Raw genomic sequence first — 22,086 nt, 5'->3', positions numbered from 1 at the left:
CACCCCGAGCGTTGCACCGTGTGACGCAACCCATCAGGGAGATGAGATGACTGTCGACAGCACGAGCACCGAGACCACGGCCCCGGCCACTGAGGGAATCCTCCTCAGTGAAGGTGCTGCCGCCAAGGTCAAGAGCCTGCTCGAGCAGGAGGGCCGCGACGACCTCGCGCTCCGCATCGCCGTCCAGCCCGGCGGCTGTTCCGGTCTGCGCTACCAGCTCTTCTTCGACGAGCGCACTCTCGACGGCGACGAGATCCGCGAGTTCGACGGCGTCAACGTGGTCGTCGACCGCATGAGCCTTCCCTACCTGCACGGTGCCTCCATCGACTTCGTCGACACCATCGAGAAGCAGGGCTTCACCATCGACAACCCGACGGCCACCGGATCCTGCGCCTGCGGCGACTCGTTTCACTGATGCGCAAAGCGCCCGTCACGAGATCGAGTAGGTCGCGAGGAACGAGCGACCGTATCGAGATCCACTAGAGGCGCACCGCCTCCGACGACCCCCTGCGATCGCAGGGGGTCGTTGTCTATCCTGTGCGGGTGCACCTCGCCATCTGCGGTTCCATCGCGACCGACCACCTGATGACCTTTCCGGGAAAGTTCGCCGACTCCCTCGTACCTGAGGAGCTCGACAAGATCGCGTTGTCGTTCCTGGTGGAGGATCTCGACGTCCGCCGCGGCGGGTGCGCGGCCAATATCGCGTACGCGCTCGCGAAGCTCGGGCACCGGGCCCTACTGGTTGGAGCGGTCGGCCACGACTTCGATGTGGAGTACCGCGGCTGGCTCGACGACGCCGGCGTCGACACGTCTGGCGTGCGTGTCTCCGAGACCCGTCACACGGCCAGATTCGTGTGCACCACCGACGCCGCGTTCGCCCAGATCGCCACGTTCTACACCGGTGCCATGGCCGAGGCCCGGGAGATCGACCTGAGCACCTTGGGCGACTTCGACCTCGTGCTCGTCGGCCCCGACGACCCCGAGGGAATGCAACGCCACACCCGAAGCTGCCGCGACCGGGGCGTAGCCTTCGCCGCCGACCCGTCGCAGCAGCTCGCCTGGGCCGACGGCGAGCTCATCCGCGACCTCGTCGACGGAGCCGCCTACCTGTTCAGCAACGACTACGAGGCCGCGCTCATCGAGCAGAAGACCGGATGGACGCCGGCCGACGTCCAGGCCCACGTCGGCACCCGCGTCGTCACGCGCGGCAAGGACGGCGTCTCGGTGTACCCGGCCGACGGTCCGGCTGTCGAGGTCGGGGCCATCGAAGGTGTCGTGGCCGTCGACCCCACCGGTGTCGGCGACAGCTTTCGGGCCGGATTCCTGGCCGGCGTCGCCGCCGATCTCGACCTCGAGCGTTCCGCTCAGATCGGGTGCACGATCGCCGCCAGCGTCGTCGAGACGAAGGGCACTCAGGAGTACGAGCTCACGCGTGACGGGTTCCTCAAACGCCTCGGCGCGGCCTACGGCGACACAGCCGCCGCCGACGTCGATGCCGGGCTCAAACTGGGCTGATCACTGCAGTAGGGTGCTGGTGTTCGAACGATGTGTCATCGAGTGGTGGGCATGGATCAGAAAGGCATCCCGTGGGTCGGATGAAGCTGGCGGGTCTGACCGCCGCGGTGCTCGTGCTGAGTGGTTGTTCTCCTGTCGACAACAGCGAGCTGAAGCGGCTCGCCCTCCCGGTTGCCGGAAGCGATCGCACCGACCCGATGTGGGAGGTGTGGCTCGGCGCCTGGATCGCCGTGCTCGTCGTCTTCCTCCTGGTCTTCGCCGGGATGCTCTACGCGATGATCCGCTACCGCCGCCGCAGCGACGACCAGGTGCCGGCCCAGGTGCGCTACAACCTGCCGATCGAGGCGCTCTACACGATCGCCCCCATCATCGTGGTCGCCGTCTTCTTCTTCCACACAGTCAGCTCTCAGAACGAGATGCTGGAGAAGGTCGAGAACCCCGACCACACGCTCACGGTCGTGGGCAGCAAGTGGCAGTGGGCGTTCAACTATCTGGACGAGAACGCGACCCAGGGCGACGACGTCTTCGAGACGGGCACCCCGGCCGATCCGGCCGAGCTGTGGTTGCCGGTCGATGAGTCGGTGCGGTTCGACCTCAAGTCGCCCGACGTCATCCACTCCTTCTGGATCCCGGAGTTCTACTTCAAGCTCGACGTCATTCCGGGACGTGCGAACTCCTTCGACCTCACGCCCACGCGGGAGGGCACCTTCACCGGTCGGTGCGCGGAGCTGTGCGGGCTCTACCACTCGCGGATGCTCTTCGAGGTCCATGTCGTCTCGCGTGACGAGTACGATCGACACCTGTCCGAGCTCAAGGCCGCCGGCAATGTCGGCGAGCCCGAGGGCGCTTCCGAGGCCGACACGATCTCCGGTCTCGAGAACGGAGAAGAGAACTGATGGCGACCACCGCTGCCTTCGAAGCCCGCGCGGGGGCCCCGGCCCGCGAACGCACCCTCGGCCAGAGGATCGTCATGGTCATCACGACCACCGATCACAAGGTCATCGGCAACCTGTACTTGGTCACGTCGTTCCTGTTCTTCATCTTCGGCGGCATCCTGGCGCTGCTCATGCGCGCCAACCTCGCCCAGCCGGGCTCCAGGGTCGTCAGTGACGACACCTTCAACCAGCTGTTCACGATGCACGGCACGATCATGCTGCTGCTGTTCGCGACGCCGCTGTTCGTCGGATTCGCCAACGCCGTCATGCCGCTTCAAATCGGCGCACCCGACGTCGCGTTTCCGCGTCTGAACATGTTCGGCTACTGGTTGTTCCTTTTCGGCGGGCTCATCGTCATCAGCGGGTTCATGGTCCCGGGTGGAGCAGCGAGCTTCGGCTGGTTTGCTTATGCGCCGCTCAGCGATTCGGTCAACACACCGGGTCTCGGCGGTGATCTGTGGGTCATGGGGCTGTGGATGGTGGGCCTCGGCACCATCCTCGGCGCCGTCAACTTCGTCACCACGATCTTCACCATGCGCGCCCCCGGCATGACCATGTTCCGGATGCCCATCTTCTGCTGGAACACGTTGGTCACGAGCATGCTCGTGCTGATCGCGTTCCCGATCTTCGCTGCCGCCCTGCTCGCGCTTGAGGCGGACCGGCGCCTCGGTGCCCATGTGTTCGACGCCGCCAACGGCGGTCCGATCCTGTGGCAGCACCTGTTCTGGTTCTTCGGCCACCCCGAGGTCTACATCATCGCGTTGCCGTTCTTCGGCATCATCACCGAGGTTCTGCCGGTGTTCAGCCGCAAGCCGATCTTCGGCTACATCGGCCTGGTCGCCGCGACCCTCACCATCGCGGTGCTGTCCGCAGCCGTCTGGGCGCACCACATGTTCGTCACCGGCGCCGTCGACCTGGCGTTCTTCTCGTTCATGACGTTCCTCATCGCGGTGCCGACCGGGGTCAAGTTCTTCAACTGGATCGGCACGTTATGGGGGGGAAGTGTGTCCTTCGACACCCCGATGATCTTCTCCCTCGGCTTCCTCACGACGTTCCTCTTCGGTGGCCTGACCGGCATCATCCTGGCCTCGCCCACGCTCGACTTCCACCTCTCCGACAGCTACTTCGTCGTGGCGCACTTCCACTACGTGGTCTTCGGCACCGTCGTGTTCGCGATGTTCGCCGGCTTCTACTTCTGGTGGCCCAAGCTCACCGGCCGCATGCTCGACGAGAAGCTGGGCAAGATCCACTTCTGGCTCCTGTTCATCGGCTTCCACATGACGTTCCTGGTGCAGCACTGGCTCGGCGTCGAGGGCATGCCCCGCCGCTACGCCGACTACGGCGTCAACGACGGCTTCACGACGCTGAACGAGATCTCCTCCATCGGGGCGTTCCTGCTCGGCGCCTCCACACTTCCCTTCCTCTACAACGTCTGGAAGTCGCGCAAGGGTCCGCTCGTCAAGCTCGACGACCCGTGGGGATGGGGCCGGTCGCTGGAATGGGCCACCAGCTCACCGCCGCCGCGACACAACTTCACCTCGCTGCCGCGCATCCGCTCCGAGAGCCCGGCGTTCGACCTGCACCACCCCGAGATCGCCGAGCTCGAGCTCATTCAGAACCCCGGCGAGAATCAACCGCGCGCCGACGCCCCTGACGTGAACGGCCGCAACGAGGCCACCTCGGACTCGAAAGGTGACGCCTGAGCCATGAAGGCCGAATACTGGACCATTGCCGGCTGCGCAATCTTCTTCGCGGCCACCGCACCGATCTACTGGTTCCTCACGTACGACCCCACCGGCACAACGGCGCTTGTCATGACGCTCCTGCTGTGCACCCTGCTGGGTTTTTACCTTGGGGTCGTCGCCAAGCAGATCCCCGATCGTCCGGAGGACCGCGCCGAAGGTGATATCGCTGAGGGCGCAGGGGAGCAGGGCTTCTTCCCGCCGTACAGCTGGTGGCCGCTGTTCTGCGCTCTGGCGCTCTCCGTCGTCGTGCTGGGTGTCGTGTTCGGCTGGTGGCTGTTCATCATCGGCGTGGGCATCGGCGCACTGACGTTGAGCGGCTGGATCTTCGAGTACTACCGGGGTGTCCACGCTCACTGACGTGGCGAAGAGCACGGCCTGTTGATGACTGACGGCTGGGTTCGTCCACATACGATGTGGTCGTGACCTCCCCCCACATCGTCGCCGTCGCCGCCGCGGCGCTGCTCCTGTCGAGCTGCTCGACCAGCAAGGTCAAGCAGGCGGTGACGCCTGAGGACCCGATCACCCTGTCGGCAAGCGTCAAGGAAGACGCCAAGGGTGTCACGGTCGACACCATCGTCACCGCCGACGCCGAGCACGGCACCATCTCCAAGGCGTCGCTCGCCACCTCCGACGGCAAGACCAAGATCGGCGGCCGGCTGAGTGGCGCCCAGTGGGTCGCCTCTGAGCGCCTCGAGCCGGGCACCGCGTACACACTCACCGTCAAGGGCACCGGCGACGACGGCGAAGAAGGTGCGATCAAGCGGACGTTCACGACCCAAGCGCTCACCCTGCAGCAGCAGACGTACCCCGCGGTCGCTCCGCTCAAGGGCGAGACCGTCGGCATCGGTATGCCAGTCATCGTCACCTTCGACCTGCCGGTCAAGAAGAAGGCGCTGTTCGAGCGCAACATGTCGATCAACACCGACGACGACATCGACGGATCCTGGTCGTGGATCAGCGACAGTGTCGTCCACTACCGTCCGAAGGACTACTGGCCGGCCGGCACCAAGGTCAAGGTCGACCTGAACCTCAACGGGCTTCCCGCCGGGAACGGCATCTACGGACAGCAGGACCAGAAGCTATCGTTCAAGATCGGTAGCAGTGTCGTGAGCACCGTCGACGTCAGAGGACACTCGCTCACGGTCGACATCAACGGCAAGCAGGTCCGCAGGATCCCGGTCAGCACCGGCGACGCCAAGCATCGGACCCGGCAGGGCACGAAGATCATCATGGAGAAGCTGCCCAAGGTGGACATGGACGCCGCCACCACGGGCGTCGACTCCGAGGACCCCGACTACTACGACATCGAAGACGTGAAGTGGGCGATGCGGGTCACCAACTCCGGTGAGTTCCTGCATGCTGCGCCGTGGTCGTCCCGCTCACACGGCCGAGCCAACGTCAGCCACGGCTGCACGGGCATGAGCACCAAGAACGCCAGCTGGCTCTACCAGCGGTCCAAGCGCGGTGACGTCGTGGAGTTCAAGAACAGCCCCCGCGGTATCGAGGACCAGAACGGCTGGACCGACTGGAACGTGAGCTGGGCCGACTGGAAGTCCGGCTCCGCGCTCAGCAGCTGACCGCCCTGGTTAGTGCGAGCGGGGGATGCCCGTCTCGGAGACTCCCTGGAAGTCCTCGCCGAGGCCGACGGGGTGTCCGTCATGCTCCGCGAAGTGCTCCGCCGCGTGATCCACGTCGTGCTCGGTGGGCTTGTCGACCGCACCGTGGTAGTAGAAACGCCTCAACCGCGCGCGCAGCTTCTCCTTCCGACCGTTCGGAGCGGGGACGCCGTTCTCGTCCGTCTCCTGCGGCTCCTCCAGCTCAGGCAGCCTGTCATGCGTGGTGAGCACGTACTGCTGGGGAACCGCCAACGGAGCGTGGCGCTCGGAATAGCTGCCGTCGGGCCCGCGCTCGATGATGCCGGTCTCATAGCCGTGCAGGATGCGGTTGGCGTCGGCGCGCTGCAGGCCGATACAGATGCGCTTGGTGATGATGAAGGCCAGGACCGGGAGGACGAACACCCCCACCTGCACGAACCGGGTGATGTCGTAGATGTCGAGATCGAACTTGGTGGCGATGATGTCGTTTCCGCCGCCGATCCAGAACACGCCGTAGGCAGTCATGCCGGCGACGCCGAACGCGGTGCGCACCGGGGCGTTGCGCGGGCGCTCCAGCAGGTGGTGCTCGCGCTTGTCACCGGTGATCCACTGCTCGACGAACGGCCATACGCCGAGCAACGTGAACATGACGCCCATCAGCAGGACGGCGGGGATGAAGACGTTCATGGACCACGTGTAGCCGATGAGCGGATCGGTGAACTCCCAGGCCGGCATGACGCGGACGGCGCCCTCGACGAAGCCCATGTACCAGTCGGGCTGCGACCCGGCGGTCACCTCGGAAGGGTTGTACGGACCGTAGAGCCAGATGGGGTTGATCTGCAGCGTCGCGCCCATCAGTGCGGTGAAGCCGAACACGACCAGGAAGAAGCCTCCGGCCTTGGCCGCGTACTGCGGGAGCAGCGGGTAGCCCACGACGTTGTTCTCGGTATGGCCGGGCCCGGGCCACTGGGTGTGCTTCTGGTAGACGAGCAGCACCATGTGGAGGCCGATGAGGGCCAGCAGAATGGCCGGTATCAGCAGGATGTGCGCCATGTAGAGGCGGGGGATGATGATGTCGCCCGGGAACTCACCACCGAAGATCCAGAACTCCAGGTAGGAACCGACGAGTGGAATCGATCGGATCAGGCCGTCGACGAAGCGGAGGCCGGTTCCGGAGAGCAGGTCGTCGGGAAGTGAGTAGCCGGCGAAGCCTTCGACGAGGCCCAGAGTGAGAAGACCGAGCCCGACGAGCCAGTTGACCTCGCGGGGCTTGCGGTACGCACCGGTGAAGAAGATGCGCAGCATGTGCACGATCATGGCGGCGACGAAGATGGCGGCCGCCCAGTGGTGGACCTGACGCATCAGCAGGCCACCGCGGACTTCGAAGGAGATCTCGAGGGTCGAGGCGAAGGCCCTCGACATCTCGAGGCCGCGCAGCGGCTCGTACGAACCCGCGTAGACGGTCTCGGCCATGCTCGGGTCGAACCAGAAGGTCAGGAACACGCCGGTGAGCAGAAGGACGATGAACGACCACAGCGCGATCTCGCCGAGCATGAATGACCAGTGCTCCGGGAAGACCTTGCGCACCGGCAGGAGCTTCTTGCCGGCACCGGCCAGACCGAGACGATCGTCGAGCCACTCGACGGGCCCGCCGGCCTTCTTGCCGAAGGAGGTGTCTTGGACGGGTGTGTGGTCACTCATAACGCTCATCCAACTTCTTCTGGTCGCGTGCCAGTTCCGGATAGCTCGGTGCGACGATCTCCTGGAAGTCACTCATCGCGATGAGGTAGCCCTCTGAGTCTACGCCGAGCGGCATCTGCGGGAGAGGTCGAGCGGCCGGCCCGAAGATGACCTTGCCCGCGTCGGCGAGGTCGAACGTCGACTGGTGGCACGGACACAGGACGTTGTGCGTCTGCTGCTCCCAGAGGCTGATCGGGCACCCCACGTGCGTGCAGATCTTCGAGTAGCACAAGATGCCGTTGATGCCCCAGTTCTCGCGACCTTCGGCCGGTGTGATGTCCTCCGGACGCATCCGGACCAGGATGACGGCGGCCTTGGACTTGACCTGGAGCACCTCTGCGCCGTGGATGACGTGCTCGCCGTCCTCGGTCTCCTCGAAGAGGATGGCCGGCTCGGCGTTGACGAGCTGGCCCACCTCGAGCTCGGACGGCTTGATGGGCGCACCGGAGACGTCGTTGACGACCCGCATGCCCTTCTTCCAGACCGTGTTGCTCTGGCCACTGGGGAGCGGCCCGAGGTCGCCGAGCATGAACACCGTCGGGATGCCGAGGGCCGCGACCGATGCGAGCAGCGTGTTGCGGATCATCGGCCGACGGCCTATGCCGGACTCGTCCAGCCCGGCGTTGATGTCCTCCATCACGCCGACTCGATCTTCGTCGGACGAGCGGACGGGGTGCCGCATCTCGACGATCGCGTGGTCGCCCATCAGTCTCTTGGCCCACTGGATGATGCCTGAACCCATCAGCAGCATCGCGCCGCCGATTGTGGTACCGAAGGCGAAGTTCTGGGCTGACCAGCCGAGGAACGTCTGGTCGGCGTCGATGAAGAGATAGGCCGGAATGAACAGCACCAGCAGGATCGTGGCAATGCCGAACATCGCCGAGACCTGCAGCTCGGCCCGACGTTCCTGGTCCTTGTCGACGTCGGTGGGACGCCACTGGTGCGCGGGCAGGCCCGGGTCGTCGACCGGCTCGTGAGTGGTGGTTTCGAGTTCGTCGCTCATTTCTGCTTCTTCACTCTCGTTCCGTGCGCACCGATCCAGACGGCGAAGCCGACCAGCCCGGCGATGCCGATGATGAAGGTGAACATGCCGTCGACCACCGGTCCGAGTCCGCCACCGGCGAGACCGCCGTAGTTGGGCTGCTCCTCGAGGGTCTTGATGTAGGCGATGACGTTGCGCTTGTCCTCGGGCGTGATGACGTCGTCGGAGAAGTGCGGCATCTGCTGCGGCCCGGTGAGCATGGCCTCGTAGATGTACTTGGCCTCGACTCCCCGGATGTCGGGTGCGGTGCGGCCGTTGGGCAGCGCGCCGCCGGCGCCGACGGAGTTGTGGCAGGCCGTGCAGTTGGTGCGGAAGAACTCGCCGCCCTCACGGATCTCGTCGGGGGTCGCCTCGCGCCAGTCGAGGTACTCCTGCTCGGGGACGGCTGGACCGGGCGCCAGCGAGGCGACGTACGCGGCGAGCTGGCGGGTCTCCTCGGCGGTGTACTCAGGGTCCTTGGCTGGGGCCTGCGGGCCCGTCTGGGCCATCGGCATTCGGCCGGTGCCGACCTGGAAGTCGACCGCCGCGGCGCCCACGCCGATGAGCGACGGCCCGTAGTTGCCGCCCGACTTGGTGGTGACGCCCTCGGCGTTCTTGCCGTGGCAGCTGGCGCAGCCGATCAGGAAAAGCTGACGTCCGGCCTCGACGTCGCGAGATGAGGCTTCATCGGCTGTGGCGGCCTTCGGCGCGAACGCCGAGTAGAGGCCGCCGGCCACGACGAGCCCCACGAGGAGGACGACGAGACCGGCGAGGGGATGCCGGCGGCGGGTCGAGAGTTTCCGCACCGAGAACCTCTTTCCATTCGGGTGACCAGAGTACTGATGGCGATTCCGCGTCGGGATGTTAGGCGGACCTTGTTATTGGAGGACGTAGATGGTGAAGAACAGGCCAACCCACACGATGTCGACGAAGTGCCAGTAGTACGAGACCACGATCGCGGAGATGGCCTGTTCGTGTGTGAACCGCCGCGCCATGAACGTGCGGCCGATGACGAGCAGGAAGGCGATCAGGCCACCGATGACGTGCAGGCCGTGGAAGCCGGTGGCGAGGTAGAACACCGAACCGTAAGGCGACGACGAGATGGTGGTGTGCTCGGTGACCAGGGAGGCGTATTCGGTGGCCTGGCCGGCGATGAAGAAGGCGCCCATGAAGTAGGTGAGCACGAACCACTCGCGCATGCCCCACTGGGTAAACTGCCAGAGGCTGCCCGTGCGGCCGGCCCGGCCTCGTTCGGCGGCGAAGACCCCGTACTGACAGGTGATCGACGACAGCACCAGCACAGTGGTGTTGATCGTCGCGAATGTGATGTCGAGCTTGGCCGTCTCCTGGATCCACAGGTCGGGTGAGACGTTGCGGATGGTGAAGTACGCCGCGAACAGCCCGGCGAAGAACAGCAGATCGCTGGAGAGCCACGTGATGGTGCCCACGGCGACCATCGAGGGGCGCCCCTCGGTGCCGTGGAGCCGGGACGCCGGGATCATGGAAGTAGTCGCCACGCGATCATTATGTACGATTCGATCGTGAGCGAGCACAAGCCCCTGCGTGTCCTGGTCTACAGCGACGATCGAGACGTCCGTGCGACCGTCATCTCCGCGCTCGGAACGTGTCCGCACCCCGATCTCCCCGCGTTCGAGTACGTCGAGTGCGCCACCGAACCGGTGGTGTTCCAACACCTCGATGGGGGAGGTTTCGATCTCGTGATCCTCGACGGAGAGGCGGTCCCGGCCGGCGGCCTGGGCATCGCCCGGCAGATGAAGGACGAGATCTACCAGGCGCCGCCGGTGCTCGTGCTCACCGGACGTCCGCAGGACGCCTGGCTTGCCACCTGGTCGCGCGCCGAGGCCGCGTTGCCGCACCCCATCGACCCCTTCCGCCTGGCCGAGACCGTCATCGATCTCGCCCGCCGCGTGCTGCAGTCGGCCTAGAGCCAGCCATGAACACGTGGCCAGACGTCCTGGCAGAGCTCATCGCCGGGCACGACCTCGACGCCTCGTCCACCTCGTGGGCGATGGACGAGATCCTGTCCGGCAACGCCACTCCTGCGCAGATCGCCGGTTTCGCCGTCGCGCTTCGCAGCAAAGGGGAGACGCAGGCGGAGATGCAGGGGCTCGTCGACGCCATGTATCGCCACGCGGCACCCATGCCGGTCGAGGGTCGCGTCGTCGACATCGTCGGCACCGGTGGCGATCGCGCGCGCACCGTCAACATCTCGACCATGTCGGCGGTCGCGATCGCCGGCGCAGGTGTGCCCGTCGTCAAGCACGGCAACCGGGCTGCCTCCAGCGCGAGCGGCTCCGCCGACGTGCTCGAGGAGCTCGGCATCCGGCTGGACGTCCCGCCGCTCAAGCTGGTCGACGTCCTGACGGAGGTCGGCATCACGTTCTGCTTCGCCCCGGTGTTCCACGCCTCGTTCCGGTTCGCGGCCGTGCCACGCCGCGAGCTCGGCGTCCCCACCCCGTTCAACTTCCTCGGGCCGCTGGTCAACCCGGCCCGTCCGGGCGCGATGGCCGTCGGCGTGGCCGACGCCCGGATGGCGCCCATCATGGCCGGTGTGCTCGCCTCCCGAGGCGCCGATGCGCTGGTCTTCCGCGGCGACGACGGACTCGACGAGATCACCACCACCACGACGTCGCGGATCTGGGTGGGCGACCCGGCCACCGGTCAAGTCACCGACCACGAGCTCGACCCCCAGAGGCTCGGGTTCGAGCTGTCCGAGCCGTCCGCGTTGACCGGTGGTGACGCGGCGTTCAACGCCGCTGTCTTCGAGCGTGTGGTGGACGGTGAGAAGTCCGCCGTGCGCGACGCCGTGCTGCTCAACGCCGGCGCTGGCATCGCCGCACACGAGGCTACCGATGGCACCCTCGAGGACCGCGTGGCTGCGGGCGTCGAGCGAGCGCGCGAGTCGATCGACTCCGGCTCGGCCCGCCGGGTGCTCGACCTGTGGGTGAGCACCACGCAGTCGCTCGTCTGAGCCCTCCTGCTTCGAGTGCAAAGAGCTCAAAGACCGATGCTGAAGGCTTCCTCGAGGTCGTGGTGGCTGAACGTCTGGAAGGCGATCTGGGTCTGTGTCGACAGCACGCCGTCGACCTTGTTCAGCTGGTCGGCGACGACGTCGGAGATCTCCTCGTGGGTGCGAACGCGCACCATCGCGAGCAGATCGAGCTCGCCGGTGACGGAGTAGACCTCGCTGACGCCGGAGATGTCGGCGATGCTCTCGGCGATGTCGGAGAGACGGGAGACGTCGGCCTGGATGAAGACGATCGCGGTGATCACGACGTCAGCGTAGTCGCCTTGGCGCGTGTGGCCAGAGCAGTGAGGCGTTCGAGGTGGCGGGCGCCGCTCGCCAGGGGCGCGACCCAGGATCCGCGCACCACCCGGACACCCGGTGTGTCGAGCCAGCGCAGCAGGCACTCCGTCTCCTCGGCCGTGGCCGCCGGGATCGGCCCGTAGCCGGCGTCGATGGACTCGGCCGTGGCGAGCAGAGCATCAACCCAGCCGGCCGGATGTGTCCCGTGCGGCATGACGCCCGCTGCGGCCAGCCGTCCGTGCCGCAGGACGTGGATCTCCCAGCCGTCGGCGTGCGGCGCTGCGGCGACGAGCTCGGCGACCGCGGTGAGCTCGGCGAGACGTTGCGTGCGCACGACCGCACGCAACAGTGCCGTGAGTCGGTCGCGCCAGCGCGCGGCATCCTCGAACCGCTCGTGGTCGGCGAGGTCACGCATGCGTCGACTGATCGCGTCGACCAGCTCGACCGGGTCGGCGGTCATGGCACGTTGCACACGCAGCACCTCGTCGGCGTAGGTCTCCGGTTCGACTGAGCCGTCGCATGGAGACAGGCAGTGGCCGAGCTCCGCGAGCGCACAGGCATGGCGGCGGGACCGTTTGGCCAGACGAGGCGTGCACTGACGGATGCGAAAGGTGTCGTGGAGTGCGGCGAGGGCGTCGTCGGCGGAGGTGCGGCTGCCGAACGGGCCGATGTAGTCGGCGTCGTCGTCGAGGATGCGTTTGACGACCGAGAGCCGTGGCCACGGCTCTCGGGTGAGCTTGAGCCAGGACAACCGGTCGGGGAACTTGGAGCGTCGGTTGTACGGCGGCCGGTGCCGCGCGATCAACCGAAGCTCACGCACCTGAGCCTCCAGCGTGGTGGCACACACGATGCCCTCGACGCGCCGGGCCAGCATGACCATCTCGCCCATGCGTGAGCGCGTCTCGGACTCGGTGAAATACGTATGCACCCTTGATCGAAGGTTGCGTGACATTCCCACGTACAGCACGTCGTCGCGGGCGTCGCGGAACAGGTAGACGCCCGGCGCCTGCGGCAGGTGTTCGGCCAGGTGGCGCTTCTTGCGCTGGGCCGGGGTGACCCGAGCCGTGAAGGTGGAGACCTCCTCGAGGGTGGTGACACCGAGCGGACCGAGCCGCTCGAACAGGGCGTGCAAGACGTCGACCGTGGCGCGGGCGTCCGACAGGGCCCGGTGGTTGGGCGTGGTGGTGGCGTGGAAGACCCTGGCCAAGGTGGCGAGCTTGACGTTGGGCACCTCGTCGCGCAGGAGCGTGCGCCGGGCCAGCACTGCCGTGTCGAGCACCTCGAAGCGCGGCCACGGGATGCCGAGCTCGCGGCTGTTGTGCTTGAGGAAGCCGGTGTCGAACGGGGCGTTGTGTGCCACCAGGACGGTGCCCCGGGCGAACTCCAGGAAGCTGGGCAGCACCTCGGCGATGCGGGGCTTGTCGATGAGCATGGCGTCGGTGATGCCGGTGAGCACGGTGATGAACGCCGGGATGTTCTCGTCGGGGTTGACGAGGGTCTGGAACTCGCCCAGCACCTCGCCGCCGCGGACCTTGACCGCGCCGACCTCGGTGATCTTGGAGCCCGCCTTGGCCGATCCGCCGGTGGTCTCGAGGTCGACCACGCAGAACGTGACGTCGGACAGCGGACGGCCGAGGTCGTCGAACGAGGTCTGGACTGCTTCCACGCATCGAACGTTAGTTCGACCGTCCGACACTGCTGTGACTGGTGTGACTGTTGTGACTGGAGGTTTTCTGTCCCAGGGCGCGTCTAGCGTCACGAATGTCAGCTTCAGGAGGTGTTCCAGATGTCCGATACCAACGATCCAGTGGTCGTCGATTGCGACCGCTGCCTCGTCCGCAGCCCGGGTGCGTGCGGCGACTGTGTCGTCACCGTCCTGCTGGGCGCTCCACCCGACGGCATCGAGCTCGACACCGACGAGGTCGCGGCACTCGGGGCGCTTGCCGACGGTGGCCTGGTGCCCCCGCTCAGGCTCGTGATCCCGCTCACGACGCCCGACACGCACGCGGGTTGAAGTTGAACTGACCTCCGTCCACCCCTACAGTGGGCGCTTGTGCGCCCGGAGAATGTCCGGCCGACCTGGCCGGCGTCGGGCGCACCGCCGAAGCGTCGGGGGCGTCGCAAGACGACCGCGTCGTGCCGGGGACCCAGGTGTGTGGGGTGAATCGGCTCGCAAGAGCCGTAGGGCGGCCTTGGCCCGAATCCGTCAGCTCACCCGGCAGGCGTCGAGGAATGTAGGAGTCGTGCGTGCGCCTTTCGCGTATCCGTACTGTCCATCGTGCTGCGCTCGCAGTTGCCAGCGTGTCCGTCCTGACGATCAGCCTCATCGGCGGCGCCGAAGCCGAACCGAAGGTGACCGAGAAGGACGTCGAGCGGGCCTTCCACCAGGCCGAGGCTGCATCCGAGAAGGTCAACCAGCTCTCGACGCAGATCGACCAGACCAAGCAGGAGATCTCGGACCTCTCCGGCGACATCGACCGTGAGATGGTCGGCTACCGGGAGCAGAAGGACGCGCTGAGCTCGGCCATCGTGCAGCAGCACATGGACGCCCCACTCGGTCCCACGGTCAACCTGCTCGGTAGCGAGAACCCCGAGGAGTTCCTAGACGGGCTCGGCGCCGTGCAGGCGCTCAACAGCACCCGCACCGACCAGCTCGAGGAGTTCGGCAAGACCGCCGAGCAGCTCCAGAATCGTCGCGAGCAGCTCCAGGACCGCCAGACGGCCCTGGCCAGCGACAAGAAGGACCTGGCCAAGGAGCGCGACAAGATCAAGGCCAAGCACGCCGAGGCCAAGCGGAAGCTCGCCCAGCTGACTGCCGCGCAGCAGTCCAGGCTCAACTCCAGCAACACCTCCGGCTTCGACATCTCGGCGAATGGCCGCGCCGGGGATGCACTCGCCTTCGCGAAGGCCCAGCTCGGCGACCCCTACGTGTACGGCGGCACCGGTCCGGACGGATGGGACTGCTCGGGCCTCATGCAGGCGTCGTGGCGCGCCGGCGGTGTCTCCCTGCCGCGAGTGGTCGGCGATCAGTACCAGGCGTCCCAACCCATCTCGATGGGCGCGCTCCAGCCGGGCGACCTCGTCTTCTACGGCGACATGTCGCACAATGGCATGTATGTCGGCGACGGCAAGGTCATCCACGCACCACGCCCGGGCAAGAGTGTCGAGATCACCAGCATGAGCGGATACAGCAGAGCCGGGCGGGTTGGCTGACCCACGGTTGGTCGAGAGCGGCTCACCCAGGAGGCGACTGTCGCCGAACCTGATCGCCGGTGCGCTGCTTTTGGTGCTGGCGGTCGGCCTGCTTCTCTGGCAACGCCCGTGGAAGTCATCGACGTCTGATGACGTCGTGCCCGTGCCCGACGACGCCGCGGCCGCGCTCACCGAGCAGTTCCGCGCGATGAGCGAGGCCGAGACCGAGAGTGGCTTCGTGGCGGCGGCCGGATCCGGCGCAGACGCCCGAACCTTCGCGGTGAACGTCTGGGGGGCCAGGTCGGCCCTCGATGTCAGCGACATCGAGCTGCGCTACCTGCGCGGCGGCGAGGTGCCCGACCGGGCCGACGGCTCCACCGTCGCCGACGTCGCGGTCTCGTGGCGCGTCGGTCCCGACTCCGCCGTCACCGGCACGTCGGTCCGGGATGCCACCGTGAGCTTCCGGCTCGACCCGCAACGCGACGGCACGTTCGCGGTGCGGTCGGCTGCCGCCCGAGATGCGCCGCTGCCGTTGTGGCTGGCCGGACGCGTGGAGGTCGAGCGAGCACCGGGCGTCAGGATCATCTCCGTCGACGGGGGAGTGCCGAACCTGGACGTGCCGGCGATGGGGCGGCTCGCTCGCAAGCAGGTCGAGGATGTCGTGCCCGTCGACGACGACCTCACGATCATCTCGCCGCATACTCGTGGCGTCGCTGCTGGATTGGTTGGTCGCCCGCAGCGCGAGATCGCCCCGATCGCGGCCATCACCACGACGGTCGACGGTGGCGTCAAGACGGCCCGCGTCATCGTCCTCAACCCGGCTCAGTTCGCGACCATGGACGAGAGGGCCGCGCAGGTCGTCGTCAGCCACGAGGCCACCCACCAGCTCACCGGAGCGGTCGGGACGGAGATCGAGCCCTGGGTGGCGGAGGGGTTCGCCGACTTCGTGGCCCTGCGCGACGACTCCGCGCCACTCTCGCTGAGCGCCGGCCAGGTGCTGCGTCAGGTGGCGGATGACGGACCGCCCGAGAACCTCCCGTCGGCCGACGACTTCGGCCGGACCCAGCACGGCCTCGGCGCAGTCTACGAGTCGGCGTGGATGGTGTTCCGGATGCTTGGTGAGAGTCACGACGACGCCACCATCGTGGAGTTCTACCGCGACGTGCTGTCGGGCACGGACGTGGGCACGGCTGTGCGCCGCGCCTTCGACCTGTCGATCGCGGAGCTCACCACCCAGTGGCGCGACTACCTGACGAAGAGCGCCTCGACGGTGTCGTGAAAGTCGCGCAGCACAGCGTTGCGCTTCACCTTGAACGACGGCGTCAAGTAGCTGTTCTCCTCGGTCCAGTCATCCGGAAGGATCACGAACCTGCGGATCGACTCGGCCTGCGACACCTGCGAGTTCGCGTCGTCGATCGCCTCCTGCACGGCGGACTCCAGCCCCGGGTCGTCGAGTGAGCCCTTCCACGCCTCCCGGTCGATCGTGACGAGCGCCGCGACGAACGGTTTTCCGTCGCCGACGACGAGGCACTGGCTGACGTAGGCATGGGCACGCACCCGGTCCTCGAGCCCGGCCGGAGCAACGTTCTTGCCTCCGGCCGTCACGAGGATCTCCTTCTTGCGTCCGGTGATGCGGACGAACCCGTCGTCGTCGACGTCGCCGAGGTCACCGGTGGCGAACCAGCCGTCGTCGAGCGCCTCAGCCGTCGCGTCGGGGTTGTTCCAGTAGCCGGTGAACACCTGCGGCCCGCGAAAACGCAGCTCGCCGTCAGAGGCGACCTCGACCTCGGTGTCGGGGAACGGTCGACCGACGGTGCCGATGCGCTGGTGCTCCGGCGTGTTGACGCACAGGGCCGCCGTGGTCTCGGTGAGGCCGTAGCCCTCGAGTACCGAGACGCCGATACCGCGGTAGAAGTGCGCGAGCCGCTCGCCCAAGGGCGCGCCACCGGAGATGGCCCACTCGGTGTGACCACCGAGGGCCTCGCGCAGCTTGCCGTAGACAAGGCGGTCGAAGAGGGCGTGGCGGGCGCGCAGCGCGACGCGGGGCTTGCCCGAGTCTTGGGCGCGGCTGTACGAGATCGCGGTCTGGACGGCGCGGTCGAAGATCTTGCCGCGACCGTCGGCGTACGCGTTGTTGCTGGCGGTGTTGAAGACCTTCTCGAACACTCGGGGCACCGCAAGCAGGAAGGTGGGCTCGAACTCGCCGAGGTGGTTCACGAGGTCCCTGATGTCGGCGGTGTGGCCGAGCTTGGCCCCGGCACGGATCGCGCCCACCTGGATGATCCGGGCGAACACGTGCGCGAGGGGGAGGAACAGCAGGGTCGAAGCCTCGTCGCGGCCGAAAACCTCTGGGAGGCGCTCCATCGCACCGGCGAGCTCCGCACGGAAGTTGCCGTGCGTCAGCTGGCAACCCTTGGGCCGGCCGGTGGTGCCGGACGTGTAGATGAGGGTCGCGATCGAGTCCGGACCGAGCGCCTTGCGACGACCGTCGAGAGCCTCGTCGGCGACCTCGCGACCGGAGTCCGCGATGCTCGCGATCCCCCCACTGGTGACAGAGGGGTCGAACGTCCAGACGTGGGCGAGGTCCGGAGCCTCCTTCCGGGCCTCGGCGACGCGCGAGGCGTGGTCGTCGGTCTCGACGATGGCGGCCACGGCTCCTGAGTCGGCCAGGATCCAGGCGATCTGCGCGGCCGACGAAGTCTCGTAGACGGGCACGGTGACGGCGCCGGCCCACCAGATCGCGTAGTCGACGAGCGTCCACTCGTAGCGGGTCTTGGACAGAAGCACGACCCGGTCTCCCGGCTGCACGCCGGCGGCCATCAAGCCCTTGGCGAGCGCGGTGACCTCGTCGTGGAACTCGCCGATCGTGACGTCGTGCCACTCGTCGTCCACCCGCCGGGAGAGCGCCACAGCCTCGGCGTCGAGAGCGAGCCGTTCGAGGACGTCGTCGGTGAGGTTTCCGTCTGCGGTCGGATACGTCTGAGCCACGTACGGCAGGTTACCCTCACGCTCGTGCCGGCCTGTTCGTGCCGGCCGACCCGGTTCGCCCCGCAGGAGTCGTACCGCTCACGGCCACTACGATGGATCGCACCGACGACGAGGAGACCTGATGGCCCGCACGACCAGCGACATCGTCATCGGCGCGTCCCCGAGCCGCATCATGGATGTCATCGCCGACTTCGACGCCTACCCCAGCTGGGCCACCGGTGTGCGGGTCGCCGACGTCGTGGCCACCACAGACGGTCGTCCCGAGCGCGTGCACTTCGTGCTGGAGGCGTCGCCCATCAAGGACCAGTACGACCTCGGCTACGTCTGGAAGGGCGACCATTCGGTCTCGTGGCACCTCGTCGAGCGCGGCTCGATGCTCAAGTCGATGGACGGCAGCTACGAGCTCGAGCCACTCGACGACGACAGCACGCGCGTCACGTACACGCTCTCGGTCGACGTCTCCATCCCCATGCTCGGGATGCTGAAGCGCAAGGCGGAGAAGGTCATCATCGACACCGCCCTCAAGGGGCTGAAGCGGCACGTCGAGGGCACTCGTGGGTGAGCCCGAGGTGGGTGAGCAGGAGCCGGTCGGCTCGCTCGCCCAGGAGACTGCCCGGCTGCTCCACGCTCTGGCCGCGGAGGCGCGGCGCAGCCCGCTTGAAGACGGCGCCGCCGACAGCGCGGGGCATGTGTGCACCACCGGATGGTGCCCGATCTGTCAGGTCGTCGGGTTCGTCCACGACAACCCCGATGTCGTCGAGCAGGTCACCGATGCGGCGGTGGAACTTGGTCGCACCGTACGGGACATGCTCGAGTGCTCGGTGCCCCCGTCCTCGGACGATGCATGAGCCCGGCGACCGCGAGCGAGAGACACGGCATCGGTGTCGACATCGGGGCGACGAAGATCGCCGCGGGGCTGGTGTCGGCCGACGGCCGCATCGTCCGGGCGGTCAGTGAGCCCACTCCCGACGACTCCGCCGGCATCGCGGCCGTGGTCGGCACTCTCGTTGAGCGGCTCCTGGCCGACGAGACCGGCGACCTCGACGTGGGTGGCATCGGCATCGGCGCAGCCGGGTTCATCGACGTCGACCGCGCCACCGTGCGTTTCGCCCCCAACATCGACTGGCGCGACGAGCCGCTGGCCGAGGCGGTCGCCAAGCACGTCGATCTCCCAGTCGTGGTCGAGAACGACGCCAATGCAGCTGCCTGGGGCGAGTACCGCTTCGGGGCCGGTGAGGACACCGACGACCTGTTGTTCGTGACCGTGGGCACCGGCATCGGCGGCGGCATCGTGCACCGAGGAATGCTGTTCCGGGGTGGCTTCGGTGCGGCCGCCGAGATCGGCCACCTCCGCCTCGTTCCCGGCGGCCGACTGTGCGGCTGTGGCCAACGCGGATGCTTCGAGCAGTACGCCAGCGGTCGTTCGCTCGTGCGCGACGCACGAGCGCGGGTCGAGGCGGCCGACCCGCAGGCCGAGCCGTTGCTGAGCGTTGCCGGCGACGCCGAGGCCATCACCGGCCCGATGGTCACCGGTCTCGCTCAGAAGAGCGACCCGATGTGCGTCGATCTGCTCCACGACGTCGGCCAGTGGCTCGGCGAGGGCATCGCCAGCCTCGCCGCCGTGCTCGACCCCACCGTGATCGCGATCGGCGGCGGTGTCGCCGAGGCGGGTGAGCTCCTGCTCGGCCCGGTGCGCGAGGCGTTCGAGACGCACCTGCCGGCCGCCGGCCACCGGATAGTGGCCGAGCTGCGGCTCGCGGCGCTGGGCAACGAGGCGGGCCTCATCGGGGCCGCCGATCTCGCCCGTACCGAGCCCGGCACCCCGGCGGGCAGCTGACCGACGTGTCCAAGGAGCTCGCGATCGGCATCGACATCGGCGGCACCAAGATCGCGGCGGGAGTCGTCGACGAGGACGGGCGGGTTCTTGCGCGTGAGCGCGCAGACACACCGGGCACCGACCCTGCGGCCGTCCTGGAGACGATCGGCGGCATGGTCGATCGGCTCCAACAAGAGCACCGGATCGTGGCTTTGGGGATCGGCGCCGCCGGCTTCATCGATGCCTCCGGATCCACCGTCCTGTTCGCCCCGCACCTGGCCTGGCGCAACGAAATGCTCCAGGAAACCGCTTCCCGGCGCACCGGCCTGCCCGTCCACGTCGAGAACGACGCCAATGCCAGCGGATGGGCGGAGTGGCGTTTCGGTGCGGCCCGGAACGATCCCGACGTCGTCATGGTGACGCTCGGCACCGGCATCGGCGGAGGCATCCTCATCGACGGTCAGCCTTACCGCGGTCGATACGGCGTGGCGGGGGAGTTCGGTCACATGCAGGTCGTGCCGGATGGTCTGCCGTGCGAGTGCGGCAACCAGGGGTGCTGGGAGCAGTACGCCAGCGGCCGCGTGCTGACCCGGTTGGGACGGCGCGCGGCCGAGGCTCGCACCGAGCTCGGCGGACGGCTGCTCGAGGCCGCCGGTGGTGCCGCCGAGGACATTCACGGGTCGCACGTTGTCGCGGCGGCGCGGTCCGGCGACGCGGAGGCCATCACCTGGATGACCGAGATCGGCGACTGGCTGGGCGTGGGGCTGGCCAACCTCGCAGCGGCCCTCGACCCGGGTGTCCTGGTGGTGGGTGGTGGCGTCAGCGACGCCGGGGAGCTGCTGCTGGGTCCCGCGCGTTCGGCGTTCTCGCGCACGCTGACCGGACGCGGCTATCGGACCGAGGCTCGGATCGTGACCGCCCATCTGGGACCCGAGGCAGGCCTCATCGGTGCCGCGGACCTGGCCAGGCGTTCAGCGCGGCTCAGGTCATAGGGCGGCCCAGATCACAGGGCCGCACCGTCGTCCGGCCAGTCCGGACGACCCGGACCGTGCTCGGGGAGCTGGGAGATCAGGTAGATCGAGCCCGCGACAAAGGTGAACCCGATGCCGAGCAGTACCGGCTTGGCCAGCCACACCTGCAGCAAGGTGAACACCATGATCAGCACCGGTGAACCGAGCACCGCGATCCAGGCGAGTGTGCGTCCTCGGTGGCGCGGCCGGATCGGCGCCGGCTGGACCTTGCGGTAGAAGGGTTCGTCCGGCAGGTCGTCGAAATCCGGCTCCTCGTCCTTGTCCTCCTCCGGAGGGACGCGCGGGATCTTCATGTTGCGCACGCTGGGATGCTCGGGGTCACGACGGGGACGCTCCTCGGGGAACGGCAGGTCGAGATCGAGGCGCTTCACGATCTCGTCGAAGTCGTCCTTCTTCTCACCCATGTGCAGTCCTGGCGTGCTCGGCGATGAAGGCGGCGGAACGCTCGAAGATGAGTGGTGCATCGTGGTCGAGCGTCGCCACGTGGTAGCTGTTCTCCAGTGTGACGTACTCGGTGACGGTCGACGACACCCCGGCCCGGATCAGAGCGAGGCCGGTGGGGTCGACCACGTGGTCGTCGGTAGAACGGAACACCAGCAGGGGAGCGGTGACCTTGCCGAGGTCGCCGCAGACGTCGCGCCATCCGTGCACCTGCGAGGCGAGGGCCTTGAGCGGCGTCTTGTCGTAGCCGATCTCGTCCTCGCCGGGCTTCTTGATGTCGTTGCCGATGCCGGGCATCGCCGGGACGAGCCATTTCAGAGCCGGCACGAGCTTCAGCTGCCAGTTCTTGACGCCGATCGCGGGGTTGACGAGCACCAGGGCGTCGACGTCGCGGGGACGGACCTCGGCGAGACGCAGCGCGATCGCTCCGCCCATCGACAGACCGCCGACGGCGACCCGTTCGCACCGTTCTTTCAGCTCGGAGAGAGCGGCGTCGACGGTGGCGTACCAGTCGTCCCAGCGGGTGCTGTTCATCTCCTGCCAGGTGGTGCCGTGCCCGGGCAGCCGGGGCACTCGCACGGTGTGACCACGTTCGGCGAGGAACCGAGCCCACGGAGTCATCGATGCTGGTGAGCCGGTGAATCCATGGCTCAGCAGCACGCCGTCCGGGCCACCATCATGGCTGAATGGTTCGGCCCCGGGCACGACGGAAAGGGTCTCGGTCATGGCTCCATTCTCA

General features: G+C 67.5%; 24 protein-coding genes and 1 riboswitch. Of the genes, 15 read left to right on the top strand and 9 right to left on the bottom strand.

What is annotated here, in order from left to right; genetic code table 11:
- Positions 1–46: 46 nt before the first annotated feature.
- From ACRDPN_RS15665 to ACRDPN_RS15640, 6 genes are all read left to right on the top strand, one after another.
- The gene (locus tag ACRDPN_RS15665; RefSeq protein WP_431449610.1) at positions 47–415 is read left to right on the top strand and encodes a HesB/IscA family protein; all 369 of its coding nucleotides are present in this window, start codon (positions 47–49) and stop codon (positions 413–415) included.
- A 128-nt stretch (positions 416–543) separates the two neighbouring features.
- On the top strand, positions 544–1,515 hold the full coding sequence (locus tag ACRDPN_RS15660) for a carbohydrate kinase family protein (RefSeq protein ID WP_431449609.1): 972 nt from the start codon (positions 544–546) through the stop codon (positions 1,513–1,515).
- 80 nt (positions 1,516–1,595) lie between these two features.
- On the top strand, positions 1,596–2,411 hold the full coding sequence (ctaC, locus tag ACRDPN_RS15655) for an aa3-type cytochrome oxidase subunit II (protein ID WP_431449608.1): 816 nt from the start codon (positions 1,596–1,598) through the stop codon (positions 2,409–2,411).
- The gene (ctaD, locus tag ACRDPN_RS15650) at positions 2,411–4,153 is read left to right on the top strand and encodes an aa3-type cytochrome oxidase subunit I (protein ID WP_431449607.1); all 1,743 of its coding nucleotides are present in this window, start codon (positions 2,411–2,413) and stop codon (positions 4,151–4,153) included. The genes ctaC and ctaD overlap by 1 nt, the downstream gene beginning before the upstream one ends.
- Before the next feature lie 3 nt (positions 4,154–4,156).
- Positions 4,157–4,552, top strand: a complete 396-nt coding sequence (locus ACRDPN_RS15645) for a cytochrome c oxidase subunit 4 (RefSeq protein WP_431449606.1) — start codon at positions 4,157–4,159, stop codon at positions 4,550–4,552.
- A 62-nt stretch (positions 4,553–4,614) separates the two neighbouring features.
- The gene (locus ACRDPN_RS15640) at positions 4,615–5,772 is read left to right on the top strand and encodes an Ig-like domain-containing protein (RefSeq protein WP_431449605.1); all 1,158 of its coding nucleotides are present in this window, start codon (positions 4,615–4,617) and stop codon (positions 5,770–5,772) included.
- Between the two features lie 9 nt (positions 5,773–5,781).
- On the opposite strand, the gene qcrB is transcribed toward ACRDPN_RS15640, so the two are convergent.
- The 4 genes from qcrB to ctaE all read right to left on the bottom strand — a co-directional run bounded on the left by qcrB (position 5,782) and on the right by ctaE (position 10,068).
- Positions 5,782–7,491: a cytochrome bc1 complex cytochrome b subunit gene (gene qcrB / locus ACRDPN_RS15635; RefSeq protein ID WP_431449604.1), complete on the bottom strand. Its 1,710-nt coding sequence runs from the start codon at positions 7,489–7,491 to the stop codon at positions 5,782–5,784.
- Positions 7,484–8,533, bottom strand: coding sequence for a cytochrome bc1 complex Rieske iron-sulfur subunit (qcrA, locus tag ACRDPN_RS15630; RefSeq protein ID WP_431449603.1), 1,050 nt, complete (start codon positions 8,531–8,533; stop codon positions 7,484–7,486). Before qcrA ends, qcrB begins: the two co-directional genes overlap by 8 nt.
- Positions 8,530–9,357 carry a cytochrome bc1 complex diheme cytochrome c subunit gene (qcrC, locus tag ACRDPN_RS15625; RefSeq protein WP_431449602.1) on the bottom strand — a complete coding sequence of 276 codons (828 nt, stop codon included), beginning with the start codon at positions 9,355–9,357 and terminating at the stop codon, positions 8,530–8,532. The genes qcrA and qcrC overlap by 4 nt, the downstream gene beginning before the upstream one ends.
- Positions 9,358–9,429: 72 nt before the next feature.
- Positions 9,430–10,068 (bottom strand): aa3-type cytochrome oxidase subunit III, encoded by a 639-nt coding sequence (gene ctaE, locus ACRDPN_RS15620; RefSeq protein WP_431449601.1) that lies wholly within the window; start codon positions 10,066–10,068, stop codon positions 9,430–9,432.
- 24 nt (positions 10,069–10,092) lie between these two features.
- On the opposite strand from ctaE, the gene ACRDPN_RS15615 reads away from it, so the two are divergent.
- Together ACRDPN_RS15615 and trpD are read left to right on the top strand one after the other, a co-directional pair.
- Positions 10,093–10,497: a hypothetical protein gene (locus ACRDPN_RS15615; protein WP_431449600.1), complete on the top strand. Its 405-nt coding sequence runs from the start codon at positions 10,093–10,095 to the stop codon at positions 10,495–10,497.
- An 8-nt stretch (positions 10,498–10,505) separates the two neighbouring features.
- Entirely contained in the window at positions 10,506–11,543 is a 1,038-nt protein-coding gene (gene trpD / locus ACRDPN_RS15610) for an anthranilate phosphoribosyltransferase (RefSeq protein ID WP_431449599.1), read from the top strand.
- Between the two features lie 26 nt (positions 11,544–11,569).
- On the opposite strand, the gene ACRDPN_RS15605 is transcribed toward trpD, so the two are convergent.
- Both ACRDPN_RS15605 and ACRDPN_RS15600 read right to left on the bottom strand, forming a co-directional pair.
- Positions 11,570–11,845, bottom strand: coding sequence for an Lrp/AsnC family transcriptional regulator (locus tag ACRDPN_RS15605; protein WP_431449598.1), 276 nt, complete (start codon positions 11,843–11,845; stop codon positions 11,570–11,572).
- On the bottom strand, positions 11,842–13,545 hold the full coding sequence (locus ACRDPN_RS15600; RefSeq protein WP_431449597.1) for a DEDD exonuclease domain-containing protein: 1,704 nt from the start codon (positions 13,543–13,545) through the stop codon (positions 11,842–11,844). The genes ACRDPN_RS15605 and ACRDPN_RS15600 overlap by 4 nt, the downstream gene beginning before the upstream one ends.
- 120 nt (positions 13,546–13,665) lie before the next feature.
- Here ACRDPN_RS15600 and ACRDPN_RS15595 point away from each other — a divergent pair, with 120 nt between their 5' ends.
- From ACRDPN_RS15595 to ACRDPN_RS15585, 3 genes are all read left to right on the top strand, one after another.
- The gene (locus ACRDPN_RS15595) at positions 13,666–13,893 is read left to right on the top strand and encodes a hypothetical protein (RefSeq protein WP_431449596.1); all 228 of its coding nucleotides are present in this window, start codon (positions 13,666–13,668) and stop codon (positions 13,891–13,893) included.
- A 75-nt stretch (positions 13,894–13,968) separates the two neighbouring features.
- Positions 13,969–14,119, top strand: a riboswitch (cyclic di-AMP (ydaO/yuaA leader).
- A 61-nt stretch (positions 14,120–14,180) separates the two neighbouring features.
- On the top strand, positions 14,181–15,092 hold the full coding sequence (locus ACRDPN_RS15590) for an NlpC/P60 family protein (protein WP_431449595.1): 912 nt from the start codon (positions 14,181–14,183) through the stop codon (positions 15,090–15,092).
- A complete protein-coding gene (locus tag ACRDPN_RS15585) occupies positions 15,085–16,350 on the top strand; it encodes a hypothetical protein (RefSeq protein WP_431449594.1) in 1,266 nt (421 codons plus the stop codon). The genes ACRDPN_RS15590 and ACRDPN_RS15585 overlap by 8 nt, the downstream gene beginning before the upstream one ends.
- Here the strand turns inward: ACRDPN_RS15585 and ACRDPN_RS15580 are convergent.
- A complete protein-coding gene (locus ACRDPN_RS15580) occupies positions 16,317–18,059 on the bottom strand; it encodes an AMP-dependent synthetase/ligase (protein ID WP_431449593.1) in 1,743 nt (580 codons plus the stop codon). The two genes, ACRDPN_RS15585 and ACRDPN_RS15580, sit on opposite strands and share 34 nt — an antisense overlap.
- Positions 18,060–18,180: 121 nt before the next feature.
- Between ACRDPN_RS15580 and ACRDPN_RS15575 the strand changes: the two genes are divergently transcribed.
- Genes ACRDPN_RS15575 through ACRDPN_RS15560 form a run of 4 tightly spaced genes read left to right on the top strand, consistent with a single transcriptional unit; the run spans position 18,181 to position 20,867 of the window.
- Complete coding sequence (locus ACRDPN_RS15575; RefSeq protein WP_431449592.1) at positions 18,181–18,621, top strand: SRPBCC family protein; 441 nt, start codon at positions 18,181–18,183, stop codon at positions 18,619–18,621.
- Positions 18,614–18,907 carry a hypothetical protein gene (locus ACRDPN_RS15570; protein ID WP_431449591.1) on the top strand — a complete coding sequence of 98 codons (294 nt, stop codon included), beginning with the start codon at positions 18,614–18,616 and terminating at the stop codon, positions 18,905–18,907. Before ACRDPN_RS15575 ends, ACRDPN_RS15570 begins: the two co-directional genes overlap by 8 nt.
- Positions 18,904–19,896: an ROK family glucokinase gene (locus tag ACRDPN_RS15565; protein WP_431449590.1), complete on the top strand. Its 993-nt coding sequence runs from the start codon at positions 18,904–18,906 to the stop codon at positions 19,894–19,896. The genes ACRDPN_RS15570 and ACRDPN_RS15565 overlap by 4 nt, the downstream gene beginning before the upstream one ends.
- 5 nt (positions 19,897–19,901) lie before the next feature.
- Complete coding sequence (locus ACRDPN_RS15560) at positions 19,902–20,867, top strand: ROK family glucokinase (protein WP_431449589.1); 966 nt, start codon at positions 19,902–19,904, stop codon at positions 20,865–20,867.
- An 11-nt stretch (positions 20,868–20,878) separates the two neighbouring features.
- On the opposite strand, the gene ACRDPN_RS15555 is transcribed toward ACRDPN_RS15560, so the two are convergent.
- Together ACRDPN_RS15555 and ACRDPN_RS15550 are read right to left on the bottom strand one after the other, a co-directional pair.
- Positions 20,879–21,310, bottom strand: a complete 432-nt coding sequence (locus ACRDPN_RS15555) for a hypothetical protein (RefSeq protein ID WP_431449588.1) — start codon at positions 21,308–21,310, stop codon at positions 20,879–20,881.
- Positions 21,303–22,073: an alpha/beta hydrolase gene (locus ACRDPN_RS15550; protein WP_431449587.1), complete on the bottom strand. Its 771-nt coding sequence runs from the start codon at positions 22,071–22,073 to the stop codon at positions 21,303–21,305. Before ACRDPN_RS15550 ends, ACRDPN_RS15555 begins: the two co-directional genes overlap by 8 nt.
- Positions 22,074–22,086: the final 13 nt, after the last annotated feature.

It is taken from the genome of Aeromicrobium sp. (genome assembly GCF_050700635.1).
In the GTDB taxonomy this organism is placed as follows: domain Bacteria; phylum Actinomycetota; class Actinomycetes; order Propionibacteriales; family Nocardioidaceae; genus Aeromicrobium.
The sequence above is the reverse complement of the archived record's forward strand: the minus strand, read 5'-3'. Positions and strand labels throughout refer to the sequence as shown.

Bases quoted from the DNA above. Each gene is read 5' to 3' on its own strand.
- ctaC (WP_431449608.1), top strand. From the start codon at position 1,596: ATGAAGCTGGCGGGTCTGACCGCCGCGGTGCTCGTGCTGAGTGGTTGT.
- qcrB (WP_431449604.1), bottom strand. From the start codon at position 7,491: ATGAGTGACCACACACCCGTCCAAGACACCTCCTTCGGCAAGAAGGCC.
- ACRDPN_RS15665 (WP_431449610.1), top strand. From the start codon at position 47: ATGACTGTCGACAGCACGAGCACCGAGACCACGGCCCCGGCCACTGAG.
- trpD (WP_431449599.1), top strand. From the start codon at position 10,506: ATGAACACGTGGCCAGACGTCCTGGCAGAGCTCATCGCCGGGCACGAC.
- ACRDPN_RS15645 (WP_431449606.1), top strand. From the start codon at position 4,157: ATGAAGGCCGAATACTGGACCATTGCCGGCTGCGCAATCTTCTTCGCG.
- ACRDPN_RS15555 (WP_431449588.1), bottom strand. From the start codon at position 21,310: ATGGGTGAGAAGAAGGACGACTTCGACGAGATCGTGAAGCGCCTCGAT.
- ctaD (WP_431449607.1), top strand. From the start codon at position 2,411: ATGGCGACCACCGCTGCCTTCGAAGCCCGCGCGGGGGCCCCGGCCCGC.
- ACRDPN_RS15565 (WP_431449590.1), top strand. From the start codon at position 18,904: ATGAGCCCGGCGACCGCGAGCGAGAGACACGGCATCGGTGTCGACATC.
- ACRDPN_RS15575 (WP_431449592.1), top strand. From the start codon at position 18,181: ATGGCCCGCACGACCAGCGACATCGTCATCGGCGCGTCCCCGAGCCGC.
- qcrA (WP_431449603.1), bottom strand. From the start codon at position 8,533: ATGAGCGACGAACTCGAAACCACCACTCACGAGCCGGTCGACGACCCG.
- ACRDPN_RS15595 (WP_431449596.1), top strand. From the start codon at position 13,666: ATGTCCGATACCAACGATCCAGTGGTCGTCGATTGCGACCGCTGCCTC.
- ACRDPN_RS15550 (WP_431449587.1), bottom strand. From the start codon at position 22,073: ATGACCGAGACCCTTTCCGTCGTGCCCGGGGCCGAACCATTCAGCCAT.